At 61.1% G+C, this 14,392-nt stretch carries 13 protein-coding genes; 5 read left to right on the forward strand and 8 right to left on the reverse strand.

All coding sequences use genetic code 11. The annotated features are described in order from the left end of the window. Position 1: 1 nt before the first annotated feature. The 5 genes from NKI58_RS23740 to NKI58_RS23760 all read right to left on the reverse strand — a co-directional run bounded on the left by NKI58_RS23740 (position 2) and on the right by NKI58_RS23760 (position 2,245). Positions 2 to 316 carry a DUF2933 domain-containing protein gene (locus NKI58_RS23740; protein WP_352623717.1) on the reverse strand — a complete coding sequence of 105 codons (315 nt, stop codon included), beginning with the start codon at positions 314 to 316 and terminating at the stop codon, positions 2 to 4. Further along, positions 313 to 786: a hypothetical protein gene (locus NKI58_RS23745; protein WP_352708043.1), complete on the reverse strand. Its 474-nt coding sequence runs from the start codon at positions 784 to 786 to the stop codon at positions 313 to 315. Before NKI58_RS23745 ends, NKI58_RS23740 begins: the two co-directional genes overlap by 4 nt. Positions 787 to 805: 19 nt before the next feature. After that, positions 806 to 1,066, reverse strand: coding sequence for a DUF5676 family membrane protein (locus NKI58_RS23750; protein WP_352623775.1), 261 nt, complete (start codon positions 1,064 to 1,066; stop codon positions 806 to 808). A gap of 30 nt (positions 1,067 to 1,096) precedes the next feature. Continuing rightward, positions 1,097 to 1,567, reverse strand: a complete 471-nt coding sequence (copM, locus tag NKI58_RS23755; protein ID WP_352642945.1) for a CopM family metallochaperone — start codon at positions 1,565 to 1,567, stop codon at positions 1,097 to 1,099. Between the two features lie 300 nt (positions 1,568 to 1,867). Then, positions 1,868 to 2,245 (reverse strand): hypothetical protein, encoded by a 378-nt coding sequence (locus NKI58_RS23760; protein WP_352642947.1) that lies wholly within the window; start codon positions 2,243 to 2,245, stop codon positions 1,868 to 1,870. Between the two features lie 294 nt (positions 2,246 to 2,539). On the opposite strand from NKI58_RS23760, the gene NKI58_RS23765 reads away from it, so the two are divergent. From NKI58_RS23765 to NKI58_RS23780, 4 genes are all read left to right on the forward strand, one after another. Continuing rightward, entirely contained in the window at positions 2,540 to 4,963 is a 2,424-nt protein-coding gene (locus NKI58_RS23765; protein WP_352642949.1) for a phosphoketolase family protein, read from the forward strand. Positions 4,964 to 5,014: 51 nt separating this feature from the next. Next, positions 5,015 to 6,235, forward strand: a complete 1,221-nt coding sequence (locus NKI58_RS23770) for an acetate/propionate family kinase (protein WP_352623727.1) — start codon at positions 5,015 to 5,017, stop codon at positions 6,233 to 6,235. Position 6,236: 1 nt separating this feature from the next. Then, positions 6,237 to 7,532, forward strand: coding sequence for an ATP-grasp domain-containing protein (locus tag NKI58_RS23775; RefSeq protein WP_352623729.1), 1,296 nt, complete (start codon positions 6,237 to 6,239; stop codon positions 7,530 to 7,532). Positions 7,533 to 9,460: 1,928 nt separating this feature from the next. After that, on the forward strand, positions 9,461 to 9,691 hold the full coding sequence (locus NKI58_RS23780; RefSeq protein WP_352623777.1) for a glucoamylase family protein: 231 nt from the start codon (positions 9,461 to 9,463) through the stop codon (positions 9,689 to 9,691). A 306-nt stretch (positions 9,692 to 9,997) separates the two neighbouring features. On the opposite strand, the gene NKI58_RS23785 is transcribed toward NKI58_RS23780, so the two are convergent. Together NKI58_RS23785 and NKI58_RS23790 are read right to left on the reverse strand one after the other, a co-directional pair. Further along, entirely contained in the window at positions 9,998 to 11,584 is a 1,587-nt protein-coding gene (locus NKI58_RS23785; RefSeq protein WP_352786122.1) for a serine hydrolase, read from the reverse strand. Positions 11,585 to 11,968: 384 nt separating this feature from the next. After that, on the reverse strand, positions 11,969 to 12,187 hold the full coding sequence (locus tag NKI58_RS23790; protein WP_352623737.1) for a hypothetical protein: 219 nt from the start codon (positions 12,185 to 12,187) through the stop codon (positions 11,969 to 11,971). Positions 12,188 to 12,348: 161 nt separating this feature from the next. Between NKI58_RS23790 and NKI58_RS23795 the strand changes: the two genes are divergently transcribed. Continuing rightward, positions 12,349 to 13,074 carry a hypothetical protein gene (locus tag NKI58_RS23795; protein WP_352786124.1) on the forward strand — a complete coding sequence of 242 codons (726 nt, stop codon included), beginning with the start codon at positions 12,349 to 12,351 and terminating at the stop codon, positions 13,072 to 13,074. A gap of 299 nt (positions 13,075 to 13,373) precedes the next feature. Here NKI58_RS23795 and NKI58_RS23800 read toward each other — a convergent pair whose 3' ends face one another. Beyond that, on the reverse strand, positions 13,374 to 14,270 hold the full coding sequence (locus NKI58_RS23800) for a LysR family transcriptional regulator (RefSeq protein WP_352786127.1): 897 nt from the start codon (positions 14,268 to 14,270) through the stop codon (positions 13,374 to 13,376). Positions 14,271 to 14,392 lie beyond the last annotated feature (122 nt).

The raw sequence follows: 14,392 nt of genomic DNA on the forward strand, positions 1-14,392 counted from the left end.
GTCATGTTCCTTTATGTTGGGTAATGCCGTCTTGCGCGCCCGGCTCGGGTTCCTTGCGCCTGGCATGGCCGCCGTGGCCGCGGTGGCCGCCATGCATGGACATGTGAAGCAGAGGACAGGCGAGCAGCAGCAGAAAGGGAAGGACACCGAAGGTATGAGCTCGGTGCTCAGTGAGCAGGAAAAACGCGGCGATCAGCAGAAAGGCGATCGTGACCAGGCCGGCCTTCGAAGTCCAACAACCACCAGCCTCGGCCTTCGGTTCTGGTTGGGACCCGGTCGGCGGATCCGACATGCGGTGAACGTTGTTGGTATTCATGGGATGGGTTCCTTTATTTGTGTCCGATTGTCATTGCGGGAGCTTTCGAGCCCAAACGCGACGAGGCTTACGGCCCAGACCAGCGCGCAGGCGAACAGGGGCCACCTGAAGTCGGAGCCGATCGTGAAGTTGACCACCGACATCAAGCCGATGGATAACGCTCCTCCGACCAGAGCGCCGGCCACCGCGACCGGATGGCGCGCCCGGAACGCAGTGATTGCCAGCGCAACCAGGAGAACGCCGGTGGCCAAGGCGTAGCCGCCGAGCACCCGGAAAACCTGCGTGAGCCACACAGCAAGACGCGGGCCGATGGCTTCGAGTTCGGCCGCCGAGAGGTGCATGTAGCGGACGTCCTCGGGCAGCAGGGGTGGCCTGAGGGCGATGAAATACAATCCGATCCCGGCGATGATTATTCCCGCCAGAGCAAGAGTGACGGACGACGTCGTCCATGGATTGACTGTGGCTTTCATGGGCTGAACCTTGACTTGCCTACCGGCGCCCGGTTGCGACGACATTGTAGATCGACGCGTAAACGACACCCGCCGGCAGCCCGACGATGCCAAAGCCGACGACGCCGTAGAGAACGCGGCCCAGCTTCATCGGCGCCGCGGATCTGACCGCGCTGAGGTCGAGCCCGTGCATGAAGGCGCCGAAGAAATCGAGTGTTGCATCCGGCCAGATGACGAAGGCCAAAGCACAGAACATGCTTATCAGGGCCGACGTCACGCCCAGCGCAATGCCGACGGACAGGACGCTGAGTTTGTCCGTGTCTTCCTCCTGTCACTTTGCGTGTTGCTTGAGCCATTCCTGCATTGCGGCGATCTCGGCCTGCTGAGCCGTGATGATCTGATTGGCCCAAACCTTGACCTGATCATCCTTGCCGAATTGCAGGACCGCCCGGGCCATGTCGATCGCGCCCTGGTGGTGCGGAATCATCGCCTGGACGAAGGCGACATCGGGATCGCCAGCCTGGACGGCCTGCATCATCGGCCCGTCCATTCGCTTCATCGCGTCCATATAGTTTCTAGAGGCTTCGGACATGGTGGCAGTGTCCATCGGCATGTTCGTCATGCCCTGCATCATGCCGCCCTGGCCGCCCTGCATCATGCCGCCCTGTCCGCCTTGCATTCCGCCGCCCTGCATCATCGGCATCATTTGCTGCATCACGGGAATCATTTGCTGCATCATCGGCATCATCTTTTGCATCGTGGACATCATCGCCGTGCACTGCTCGGGCAATCCGCCCGGCATCGCCTGTGCGGCCGGAGCCGCTGTCGTGGCTTGCGGCGCATCGGCCGCCGGATGGTGCGGGTCGGTCTGGGCAAATGCCGCGCCGGAAAGAGTTGTCAATGCTGCAAACGTGATCAATCGAAGGTGAGTTTTCATGACAGTTTCCTTGTCGTTGGTGTGAAGCGACAGGCGAGCCCTGAAATGGGCGCGGAGGCAGCCCAGATCGCGGCTGCCGGTTATGTTTCGCGGATCGTTCGCGCGCTATGCGCCTTGACGGGCACTGCTGGATTCAACAGCCCCAAGCACCGCGACGGCGCGATATCAGGCGAAGGTCTGGGGTGGTTGCAGGAGCGCCTCGGGGTCGATGCCCGTTGGCAGGAATGCCTTGCCCGCCATAAACCGGGCGGCAACCGGCGCATCATGAAGAATGTCGCATTCGCCGGCGAAAATGCTTGCAGCACAACAGCCAGAGCCGGGCGAATGCACGCAATCCAGGCAGCCCTCACATGAGGCGCGATGCTTGTCCTGGTCTGTGAAAGCGTGGTTACCCATCAACTTGTGCAAGGCGCTCGTCGAGAGCGTCGCATCGTCAGTTGTGACGCCGCCATCGGCCCCAATTGCAGAAGCGGCAGCGGCACCGCCCGCGATCAGGAGGATCACGGCCAGCCATAACCGAAGCTGAGCCAACGCGATTTTCATGCATTCAGTCTAGCCCAATTGTGCGCCGCCACTTTGATGCAAATCAATGCCGCGGCTCTGGGAGAGTGCCTAGTTTCAGCGAGCCTCTTTTCCCAGCTCTTCCATGGGGAATGAACTGGAGCTGAAACTATGTCGGCAAAGCCGCGTTCCACCGAGACTCCCGTCAGGATAGAATCGCCGGCCGACTTTCGTATTCGCCCATGTGCGCGAACGCGTTGGTATCCATTCGCTAGGGTTCGATGAGCACGGGTGTCGCGAACCGGCGGCATTCCCAATCGGCAACGAGAGACAGGCATGACCCAGCACAAGGCAATACCGATCCCCACCAGCCGGTTGTCCGAACACGAACTGAGTGACATCGACGCCTATTGGCGCGCCGCCAACTATTTGACGATCGGGCAGATTTACCTGCTCGACAATCCGCTGCTGCGCGAGCCCTTGCAGTTGGAGCACGTCAAGCCGCGCCTGCTCGGGCACTGGGGAACGTCTCCGGGCCTGAGCTTCATCTATACCCATCTCAACCGCGCCATACGGCTCCGGAACGCGAACGTCATCTATGTCTGCGGTCCCGGCCATGGCGGCCCGGCCATGGTGGCAAACACCTATCTGGAGGGCACCTACAGCGAGCTCAATCCCGACATTTCGATGGACGAGCAGGGAATGCGCAGGCTGTTCCGGCAGTTCTCCTTTCCAGGCGGGATTCCTAGCCACGCCGCTCCCGACGTGCCGGGTTCGATCCACGAAGGAGGCGAGCTGGGCTACGCATTATCCCATGCCTATGGTGCTGCCTTCGACAATCCTGATCTCGTCGTGGCCTGTGTCGTCGGCGACGGCGAGGCGGAGACCGGGCCGCTTGCCACCGCATGGCATTCGAACAAGTTTCTCAACCCGGCACGCGATGGTGCGGTGCTACCGATTCTGCACCTGAACGGCTACAAGATCGCCAATCCCACCATCCTGGGCCGCATTCCCGAAGAAGAATTGCGAGCGCTGTTCGTTGGCTATGGCTATGAACCGCTGTTCGTCGAGGGGCATGATCCGGTGTTGATGCATGAGCTGATGGCGACCACGCTCGACGATGCGCTCGACCGCATCCAGGCGATCCAGCGCGCGGCGCGTGATGGTTCCGCGGTATCGGCCTTGAGACCGAAATGGCCGATGATCGTGCTGCGAAGCCCCAAGGGCTGGACCGGCCCGAAGGAGGTCGACGGGCTGAAGACGGAAGGATTCTGGCGCTCGCACCAAGTCCCTTTATCCGGCCTCGCGGAAAACCCGGCGCATCTGAAGCTGCTTGAGGAGTGGCTGAGAAGCTATCGGCCTGAGGAACTGTTCGATGATGCCGGCGTCGCCATCGCATCGATCCGCGCCACCACGCCCCAGGCCACGCGGCGCATGGGATCCAACCCGCACGCCAATGGCGGCCTGCTGCGCCGGTCGCTCGATCTGCCCGCGCTACGCGACCATGCTGTTGCGGTCGAACAGCCAGGTGCGGTGAAAGCGGAGTCGACGCGGGCCATGGGCAAGTTCTTGCGTGCCGTCATGCAGTTGAATGAGGCGGCAAAGAACTTCCGCATCGTTGGTCCCGACGAGACCGCCTCGAACCGGCTTCAGGACCTATTCGAAGTCACCGAGCGCGCCTGGATGGAAAAGATCCTGCCCGAAGACGTTCATCTCGGCCGCGACGGCAGGGTTCTGGAAATCCTCTCCGAGCATACCTGCCAGGGCTGGCTTGAAGGCTACCTGCTGTCCGGGCGGCACGGTCTGTTTTCCTGCTACGAGGCGTTCATCCATATCGTCGATTCCATGTTCAACCAGCATGCGAAATGGCTGGATGCCTCCCGACACATTCCGTGGCGGCGGCCGGTCGCATCCCTGAACTACCTGCTGTCGAGCCATGTCTGGCATCAGGAACACAATGGCTTCAGCCACCAGGATCCCGGCTTCATCGACGTTGCCCTCAACAAGAAGGCCGACATTGTGCGCGTCTACCTGCCGCCGGACGCCAACACCTTGCTTTGCGTGACCGATCACGTGCTGCAGACATGGAATCGCATCAACATCATCGTCGCTGGCAAGCCGCCATCGTGGCAGTGGCTGTCGATGGACAAGGCCATCGTCCATTGCAAGACAGGGATCGGCATCTGGGACTGGGCATCGACCGAGAATGGCGAAGAGCCGAACGTGGTCATGGCGTGCGCCGGCGACGTTCCGACACTTGAAACGCTTGCAGCCGTGCAGATCCTCCGGCATCACGTCCCCGAGCTCAGGATCAGGGTGGTCAACGTCGTCGACCTGATGACACTGCAGCCCAAGGAGCATCATCCGCACGGGCTGCCAGATCGCGATTTCGACGCATTGTTCACCGCCGGCAAACCCGTCATCTTCGCCTATCATGGTTATCCCTGGGCCATTCATCGCCTGACCTATCGGCGCACCAACCACGACAACATCCACGTGCGCGGCTATAACGAGGAGGGCACGACGACGACGCCCTTCGACATGACCGTTCTGAACCGCCTCGATCGGTTCCATCTCGTCAAAAGCGTGCTTGAACGGGTCCCGGAACTCAAGAGCGTTCAAGTCGGTCTCAAGCAGGCGATGGACGGCAAGCTGCTTGAACATCGAGCCTATATTCGCGCCAATGGGCAGGATATGCCGGAGATACTTGATTGGAAGTGGGATCAGGACCTGGATGTGACGCAGATCCGCCCGGCTTGAGCCGATGCCACGTCTTCAGCGAACTGCGGTGACAGCCCATCGGACGGCCCCATGACTGACGCTATCCTCATCCTGAACGGCGGTTCCTCCAGCCTGAAATTCGCTGTCTTCGAGGAACGCGATGGCCTCCCCGTGCTTCTGCGCGGCCACATCGCCTCGCTTGGCGGACATCCGCAGCTGCATGCCGAGGCCGCAGGCGACAGACCGGAGATCTTGAAGAGCCTGGGCGAGAGACCGATCGACATCGGCGAAGCATTCACTTCCGTCGTCTCCCTCCTTGCCGATCGCGATCTCCTGCGCCGCATAGACAGGGTGGGGCATAGGATCGTTCATGGCGGCCGCGACTTCACGCAAGCGACGCTTCTGGATGCGCCCGCGCTCGACGCGCTCGCCCGGCTCGAGCCGTTGGCGCCGATCCATCAGCGGATCAATCTCGAAATTGTGGCGCTGGCTACCGACCTCCTCCCGCAAGCCATGCAGGTCGGATGCTTCGACACAGCGTTTCATTCGACCCGACCGAGCGTTGCGAAGATCTACGGCATTCCACGTGCGATGACCGAGGCGGGTATCGTTTCCTACGGCTTTCACGGCTTGTCCTACAGCCACATCGCTTCGCGGCTGCGCGACCGCTATGGCGCCGGCGCCGGCGGCCGGGCAATCGTTGCCCATCTCGGCAGCGGCGCCAGCGTGTGCGCCATGGACGCCGGACGAAGCATTGCGACGACAATGGGGTTTTCGACGCTGGATGGCCTGATCATGAGCACGCGTTGCGGCGCGCTCGACCCGGGGATCATCCTGCATCTCCTGCAGGACTGGAAGCTGCCGACCGACGAACTGGTCACGCTTCTCTATGAGCAGTCCGGCCTGCTCGGCATGTCTGGTATATCCGGAGATATGCGGACGCTCATCGGCTCGGACGATCCTGCCGCCGCCGAGGCCGTCGATCTATTCGTCTATCGCATCGGGCGCGAGATCGGATCGCTGGCCGCTGCCCTTGGAGGTCTTGATACGGTGGTGTTTACCGCCGGCATCGGTGAAAACGCGCCATCGATCCGGGAAAAGATCGGAGTTGCTGCCGGCTGGCTTGGCGTCGGTATCGATCATGACCAGAACCGAAGAGGCGAGGAGATCATCAGCCTTGCCAATTCACACGTCGAGGTTCTTGTAATCCCTACCGATGAAGAGAGAGCCGTTGCCAGCCAGCTGCGCTCTGCGCCTTCGCCGAGGCGGGCAAGACCCAGCTTTGCCCTGCCATCGCAGAGGAGACTCTGACATGCTTCCAGTCTCCGGCGTGTCGGAAGCCGCCATGTCCCCGTCGGCGCGACGCAATCGCAACTGCTTCTGCATCACGCTCGACCGAACAGCGCTTTGGGCAGCGCTGAACCATGAGGCCGGCGATCCCGGCTTCTGCGAAACCTTCATGGCGTCGAGGCCGCATCTGTTTTCCAACGTTCCGGTCTTCCTCGCCGCGTCAGCTCTCGATGAGATGCAAGCAATCGTCGTCGCCATTGAGGCAACAGCCAACCTACAGGGTTACCGCGATACCGTCCTCTCCTGGGCCCCGGAAATCGCCCAACGGGATTTTGGACCCGTTGGCGCTCTGATGGGCTACGATTTCCACCTCGACGATGATGGTCCCAAGCTGATCGAGGTGAACACAAACGCCGGCGGGGCTTTCCTCAATGCCTTGCTGGCCAGGGCACAGAAGGCCTGCTGCTCTGAAGTTGACCGGGCGCTGATTGGCGCCAGGGACGATCACTTCGAAACCAATGTCATCGCGATGTTCGAGAACGAATGGCGCCGCCAGCGCGGAGCCGGCTCGCCGCGAACGATTGCGATCGTCGACGATCAGCCTGGGGAGCAGTATCTCTATCCTGAATTCGTGCCAGCCCGGCAGCTATTGCTGAAGCACGGCATAGACGCGATGATCGGGGACGCGAACGAGCTGACATATGATGGCGGCAGGCTTCGGCTCGACGGACAGGAGATTGACCTCGTCTACAATCGCCTGGTCGATTTCACACTCGATCGCCCGGAACATGCCGCACTCAGAGTGGCTTACCAGGATGGCGCCGTGGTGCTCACTCCCAATCCGCACAACCACGCGCTCTTTGCAAGCAAGCGCAATCTGACATTGCTGTCCGATCCGGCGGCGCTGGAAGCGTTCGGCCTTCCTCCGGAGATGCGCTCGCGGCTCGCCGGCGTTCCGCGGACCACACTAGTCACGCCCGACAATTCGGATGCCGCCTGGCAATCCCGCAAGGATATGTTCTTCAAGCCGCTCTCAGGCCATGGCAGCAAGGCGGTCTACCGCGGCGACAAGGTGACAAAAGGGGTGTGGGCCGAGATCGCCCGGGGCGGCTATGTGGCCCAGGCATTTGCTGCGCCGGGGAAGCGTGTGATCGAAATCGATGGCGCACCCGCGCCGCGTAAGATGGACGTGCGGCTTTATACTTACGATGGCCAGGTGCTGCTCGCCGCCGCACGCCTCTATCAAGGCCAGACCACCAATTTCCGGACACCCGGCGGCGGCTTTGCTCCGATCTTAGTTATCTGCGATAAGAGCTAAGGCAAAGCCGCCCACAGATGACAGAGGATTGAACTCTCCAGCAAGGCTGCTCGGGACGCGCGGCCATTGCGTACGGGACTGGGCGCCGTTGGATCGAACATGGCGACCCCGCTCGACGTCGCGGCTCAAGGCTGCCCGGGGGTAGTGAGGAGCGACCCGAGGAATTTTCGTCGATCTCCGCAGGGAAACCCATTCGCCGCTCACGTTCAACGACTCTGTCTTGGAACGACACCGCGATTTCATACCGAGCGGCGACACCGGTGAGCCGTCCTGAGTTGTGTGCGTCAAGTTCTGCAAAATGGCGTGGCATTGCGGTGACGTCGGCGTGTCCGCCGCGCAGCCCCCGTGTTTAGCGGAGCGGCATTGGGCTTGCCGATATTGTGGAGATGAAGCAGGAGTGGACCTACCGGACCGACATTAAGGCGCCATTGCCGGCGCCGGATTGAGCACACCGTCGTTGGGTCACCGCTCCGCAGCACACGCCAGATGTCAGGAGGGCCGTATGCTGAAAGCGAGCGCGTTTTGCGACCAGCCGGCAACCGTGCGGAACAGCTTCAAGTCGTAGGGCTGTAACGAGGCCTGTTGCTCGTCTGTTTTCAGACGACGGGGCACGGGCGTTGCTGGGTGATTGGCGAACCACTCCATTCATATCCCCGCGGCCGCTGTTCGCCGCGCCTGGGCGACCAACGCGGCAATTTCTCTGCGCTGCTCGACGGCCTCGCAAGTGAACTGACCGTGCCTATAACGGCCATGGGCCTTGAGGGACATCGGCACCACTCAAACGAAATGGCAACTATCTGTCTGAATGCGATTAGGGTCCATTCGCAGAGACCCACGCATCCGTCGCGTGGGGGGACACAGTAACTTCCCCTTTAAAGGCGTCGAGATGCCACGAGAACCGAAAAGTCAGTTCCTTAGACCTAAAGATCGAGCGATCTGCCAGCGGGTTGTCGACCAGATAGCCGCCGACGCCAAATCGTACAGCACGTCGGTAGACAGCCAGATTCTAGCCTCGACCACGCTGTCTCTCTTTCAATCCGGGGTCGTCAATGAAGTGAATTTGCTGGCACATGTTCGCGCGCGCCTCCATGACTTCACGAAGCAGACCGGCACTGCTTCGCAGCACTCACCACCTTAATTCCCCGGTAGCCCTCCCCCGCTGTTTCCTCGCTGTATTATCAGCGGGGAGGCATCGCCGACGAGCGGCCGAAAATTTGGATAAGCCCCCTAGGCCGAACCCTCAAAAGGTTCAAAAGCCTAAGATTGGGCCCGTCCCCTTTCCCATCTCAGACGGAAGTGTCTGCCCTTGAGCATCAGGACATCCGGATCATTTTCCTCGTCTTCATCGGGTTCGTAAGCGGCCGGCGCCTCCAGCAGGTCGACTCGCCGGAGGTCTGTCCCGCCCATCTGCCAGGGCAAATGCGGCGTTTGCCAACATGCAACACAGTCAGCCGAAAACAACGACTTGCAACCGCTTCGGTAACACAGTGAATTGCACGACTTATTGATTTCGGCCTATTGCGAACGCTCGACTGCACACGTTGGCGCGTCACTCGCCCCTGGCCTGAAAAAATTCGGCCGACGGCAGAAGGAAGATGCTCGGCCAAGATGGCGATTATATATTCGACAGTGGGGGGTTAGAAAATGAGTGCTGCTGAGTTCATCGACAAGGTTCTAACCCCGCTTGGAGGCGGGCTTGGCGTCCTGCTGGCTTGTCGGTTTTCACCGCGACTTCGTGCACAGGTTAAGCCGGGGCGGGAGTATGTGGCGGCAGCAATCGTTGTGCTGATCCTGGGAGCCATCAAATGGCTCTTTTAGGAGTGGCCGTTTCCTAAGCCGTCGCTGATTGAAACCTGCAAGCCAACGGCGTTGAGCCGCTGGGCTATCTCGCCGATGTCCTCGCACTGCGCCATTTCCACGAGATCGACCTGCACGAGGGCAACCCTTACGGCTTCACCGCAAGCTTCAATCCGACAATAGCAGCCGCCGACGGCCGGCCATGCGGTTGGGTATCGCCGGACCATGTCGGCATCAATCAGGGGCCGATCACTCTGATGATAGAGAACTACCGCTCGGGCTTCCTGTGGCGCCTGATGCGCTGCGTGCCGGCGATCATCGCCGGACTGCACCGAGCCGGTTTTTCGGGCGGTTGCCTATAACAAGTCGAGATGACAAAGCTCTCCGACTGACCGGGACTCTTGACTGCTAGCGCATGCCGCATTTGCTGCAAACGTCGACTCAGCGGCGCATTGCAACATAGGGGCCGGGAGCCGTCGGTCTGCTCGGATCAGCGGCTGGCCAAAGCCGACATAGCTTGTTGGAAGCTCCCGAGCAAATGCCGGCTTCCTAATCGCCACGCCCCGAAGCGAACCGTCACAAATCCGCCATCTCAGGCATCACCTTGCAGACGGCCGGTTCGCCTTTTCGACGGCATGGGGTGTATGAAGCACCGGACGCCTCCACCCCTACCTCTGAAAATGCCCCAACCCGTTCTCATTCAGATAGTCCACCGTCATCACCCGCGCGCGAATGCCGTCGGGGGAACCGACGAACTTCACCGATGACAGCGAGCCGGTCGGCGCGTTCTCTCCGCGGGGCGTGAGGGCGTAGGTGTCGCCGTCCCAGTGCTCGAGGGTGAACTGCATGGGCTTTGGGCCGAGTTCGAGCATCAGCTTGTCGCCATCGGCCCGCACGGTGGCGGTGTCGAAATAGTTGCTCGTATATTGGCCCTCGTAGAAGGATGGACTGCGCGCCTTGGCGGGGTTCGTCGGCTTGCCCTTGCCGGCAAGGTCGCCCACCGGCTTGTAGTAGGCCATGAACCGCGGCTTGATGTAGGGATACCAGTCGCGGGTGACCTGGCCATATTGCACGATGTCCATGAAGCTGGCGGCGACCGCCTCGGCGGCGCCGACGGGGGAGCCGTTGGTGAGCACGACGATGCCGACATCGGCCGAGGGCAAGATCTGGAAGGTGGTGCCGGCACCGAGCAGGAAGGCGCCGGAATGGCCCATGGTGGTGCGCCCATTGGCGTTCACCCCCACGTTGAAGCCATAGCCATAGGAACTGGCCCGCGTATCGGGCGTCTCGCCGCGGTAGGTCACGCTCTGTGGTGTGATGGCGGGCTGCAGGATCTTGGGGTCGATCATGGGCTGGCCGTTATAGGTGCCGTCGCCAAGCAGCAGGATCATCCACTTGGCAAGATCCTGGGCGCTGGAGGAGACGCCGCCCGCCGGCGCCTGCTGGTCGGGGTCGCGGTCATAGAGCGGCTCGAACACATTCTCCGCCACGCGCGCATGCAGCAGGGCGCGGTTCTTGCCGGCGGCAATGAAGTCCTCGTGCCGATAGCTGCTCGAGCGCATGCCGAGCGGATCGAACAACAGGCTCTTGGCCAGCGGCTCCCAAGGCTGTTTCTCGGCGTGGGCCACTGCCTCGGCGCCGATCGTCGTGCCGAAATTGGCGTAGTGATAGGAGATGCGGAAGGGATCGAGCGGCACCATCCACAGGCTCCCGACGATCTGCTTGCGCTGGAAGCCGAGATCCTCGAGTTCGTCGCCCGCCGCCATCGGCAGGCCCGAGCGATGGGCGAAGAAATCGCCGATAGTGGCGTTGCCCGAGACATAGTCGAGATTGAGGCGGAAGCCGTCCCAGACCTCGCCGACCGGGGTATCCCAGTTGAAGCTGTGGTCCTTCGTCATGGCGATCGCGGCCACCGTGGCCGAGATCGACTTCGACACCGAGGCGACCTGGAAAATGGTGGTGCTGCTGACCTTAGAAGTGTCGTCCCGGTTGTCGCGAAGGCCATAGCCCTCGTCAAAGATCATTTTGCCGCCATGCACCACCGCCACGGCGAAGCCGGGAACGTCGGATGCTTCCTTGACTTTCTTGACGATGTCCGGCAGCGCGGCCAGCGCCTTCTCGACACCGCCGGGGTACAGCTGCGTAGCATCCTGCGGCGGCGATGGCCCAAGCTCCGGCAGGTAGGACTGCGCGGCTGCCATGGCGGGCAGCATGATAACGAGGGAAAGTACCAGGAGAGCAGCGACCTTCTTCATTGCATGTCCTCAAACTTGCACCGGCAGATGATCGGACCATACGCGGCAAGATGAAAGATGGTTGCGGTTATTTTCCAATGATATGTTTAAGTTCAAAGATCAGACAGAGACCGCGGCTGCGTGTCATGTGATTTCGGAGTGGTGAAGTAGCCGCGTTACCTACGCGCCCGGCAATTGGATGGGCAGGGGTCCTAAGAGGAAACAGGCGGCGAAATGGGTCAATGTATTTCTCTAGGGCTGCCGGTTGGTAGACGCGACGCCGCCGACGCGCATATGATTTTCCACGATCCGTGCACCGGGCACACCCGATCCCCGCCCACACCCTGTGCTTGGTGAATGACTGATCGCCCGCCGAGCCGAAAGGTGCGGCGCGCTTTTTTGCGTTTACGGGTCGCTCATCGCTTGGCAAATGAGCGCAACTAAGCGATGGAGCGCGCCTTTAGGGCGCCAGGCAAGGAAATCATCCACGCTCAGCCAGTTCACCGGATTTGACTCAACATTTGGCCGGCTGAATTCCACATTGCGATGCCGATCGTCAGGCACAAAGACGAGTCGCCACGTTCCCTTTGCGTCGGCGGCGAGGCTATAGGCGAGGACGGTCATGGCGATCACTCCTTCGCCCCGAGATTGCCTAGTCCGCAGGGCAAATCCATCGCAAGAAGTTGGTATTGACAGCCCTTTTTTGCGTTTGTCGGACGCGATTGACCTGCACTCCCGATCATGAGCGGAATGAGAACATCCAGTTGGGGGCAGGGGGTCGGGAAATGACATTTCAGGCAGTCGCATTGATGGTGACATTGGTCGCCGCAACGCCCAACAATGATTTGCCTCCCAACGCCGTTGAAAGTGTGTGGATGAAGGCTGAGACCGTGATCACCGAAAGCCGCAAGATGAAAGCAAAAGGGATGATGCCGGCGTCCATTGATTGCCGAATCGATAGCATCTCCGGAACCGCAGCGGTTTACTCGATGAAAATCGTCTGGGTGCCAAACGACGCCGGCATTATATGGCGCTTCGGAGTAGGCACGGCCGAAGAAAACTTCAAACTAGAAGAAGGAAATCGGGCGTCAGGTATTCGCAACGTTTGGTCGAAGCAATTGATTGACAAGGCTTCGGGCTGGCACGCCTCGTGTGTGCTTTGGGAGGGGCCTGGCTACAGACGAAATGCCGGATGCCCTTGCGCAGCGCGTAGGTTCTCATCGATTTTGCCATCGACATTTCCGGCATGCCTGCCGGGGACGAGGTCGACAGCTTCATCATCCTGCCGCCGTCAGGCGCGCGGTCGCAATCGGCCCTGCGCGGGGGCTCGAGGCATTCCTGAAGAGCTGTTTTCCCGAATACGATTTTACTGCCAACGGCGACATTTTGCGTTCGACGACGACTACCAGGTGTTGCCGATCTGCGGCATGGGCGGCGACGAGCCGGGCACGCTGCGGGTGCTCGACTATCCCAAGCAATCAGTGATGATGGGCATCGCTGCCGCACTTTAAGGCCTTCAGGCTTAGCCGGCCCCGGCGCTGAACTAGCTGGACTATTGCTCGACCGGAAGCCGCTCGTGCTGCGGCTCGGCGTGGTGGAACACCTGTCCAAGATCACGCGCGTCGAACGTCTGGCCGCAGACTGGGCAGTAGACAAAGTGCTTCGATTCGTCCTCCACCGCCCCGTCATGCGGCTTTGCCTTGGTAGCCCGTCCGGTTGGCCGAACGCGTTTTCGGCAGCGCCGGTGGCGCGGGAGGTTTTCGAGAAACGTGCGAACCCTTGATGGAGGGTGCGAGGTCGCCGGGTCGCCTCAAGCCGCCCCCTGCCTCAGTGCATCGACGATGACCTTGAAGGCGGGCAGATTCTGCCGTCGGCTCGGATAGTAGATGTAGTAGCCCGGAAACTTCGGGCACCAGTCGTCCAGTACCTGGACGAGATTGCCAGATGCGATGTGACGCTCGACGAGGTTCTCCGGCACGAAGGCGATGCCGTACCCCTTCAGAGCCGCATCCACCATGGCGTAGGAGGCGTTGAAGGTGAGCTGCCCGTCCACCCGGACGCGAAGCTCATGACCCTCCTTCTCGAACTCCCAGCCATAGAGCCCGCCGCCACGTGTCTGGCGCATGTTCATGCAGTTGTGTCCAATCAGCTCCTGCGGGTGGCGAGGCGCAGGATGTGAGGCGAAATAGTCGTGCGAGGCGACGGCGACCATCCGCCAGTCAGGACCGATGCGGACCGCGATCATGTCCTTCTCGACACTTTCGCCAAGACGCACCCCAGCGTCGAAGCCATCCTCGACGATGTTGCGCAGCCCGTTGTCGATGCTGAGCTCCAGCTTGATGTCGGGATACGCCGCGAGCGCCGGCCTGAGCTTCGGCCAGACGAGGCTGTCGAACGCGTGATCCGAAAGAGTCAGCCGGATGGTTCCGGCGGGCTTGTCGCGAAACTCCATGAGCGCGGCGATTTCCGCCTCGATTTCCGCAACACGCGGTGCAAGCGCCCGCCGTAGGCGCTCGCCGGCCTCGGTCGTCGCCACGCTGCGGGTCGTGCGCATGAGCAGGCGGATACCCATGCGTGTTTCCAACCACTTGATCGTGTGGCTGAGTGTGGACTGCGTCATGCCGAGCTTGGCGGCGGCGCGCGTGAAGCTCTTTTCCTCGGCAACGGCCAGGAACCACAAGAGGTCGTTGAAATCTTCCTTGGCCATGTCGCTGCCTCGCACCGATCGGGGAAGATTTATGCTTCCCATCGATCAATGCAAGCGAATTAGCGCCCCTAATCCTCTTGATCGGGAGCAGCTACCCTGCAGGTCCGACAAGCCAACAGCCA

The organism is Mesorhizobium sp. M0522 (genome assembly GCF_040321085.1).
In the GTDB taxonomy this organism is placed as follows: Bacteria; Pseudomonadota; Alphaproteobacteria; order Rhizobiales; family Rhizobiaceae; genus Mesorhizobium.

Coding starts and splice junctions, on each gene's coding strand:
- NKI58_RS23765 (WP_352642949.1), top strand. CDS start 2,540: ATGACCCAGCACAAGGCAATACCGATCCCCACCAGCCGGTTGTCCGAA.
- NKI58_RS23770 (WP_352623727.1), top strand. CDS start 5,015: ATGACTGACGCTATCCTCATCCTGAACGGCGGTTCCTCCAGCCTGAAA.
- NKI58_RS23760 (WP_352642947.1), bottom strand. CDS start 2,245: ATGAAAATCGCGTTGGCTCAGCTTCGGTTATGGCTGGCCGTGATCCTC.
- NKI58_RS23785 (WP_352786122.1), bottom strand. CDS start 11,584: ATGAAGAAGGTCGCTGCTCTCCTGGTACTTTCCCTCGTTATCATGCTG.
- copM (WP_352642945.1), bottom strand. CDS start 1,567: ATGCCGGGCGGATTGCCCGAGCAGTGCACGGCGATGATGTCCACGATG.
- NKI58_RS23795 (WP_352786124.1), top strand. CDS start 12,349: ATGACATTTCAGGCAGTCGCATTGATGGTGACATTGGTCGCCGCAACG.
- NKI58_RS23800 (WP_352786127.1), bottom strand. CDS start 14,270: ATGGCCAAGGAAGATTTCAACGACCTCTTGTGGTTCCTGGCCGTTGCC.
- NKI58_RS23740 (WP_352623717.1), bottom strand. CDS start 316: ATGAATACCAACAACGTTCACCGCATGTCGGATCCGCCGACCGGGTCC.
- NKI58_RS23775 (WP_352623729.1), top strand. CDS start 6,237: ATGCTTCCAGTCTCCGGCGTGTCGGAAGCCGCCATGTCCCCGTCGGCG.
- NKI58_RS23745 (WP_352708043.1), bottom strand. CDS start 786: ATGAAAGCCACAGTCAATCCATGGACGACGTCGTCCGTCACTCTTGCT.
- NKI58_RS23790 (WP_352623737.1), bottom strand. CDS start 12,187: ATGACCGTCCTCGCCTATAGCCTCGCCGCCGACGCAAAGGGAACGTGG.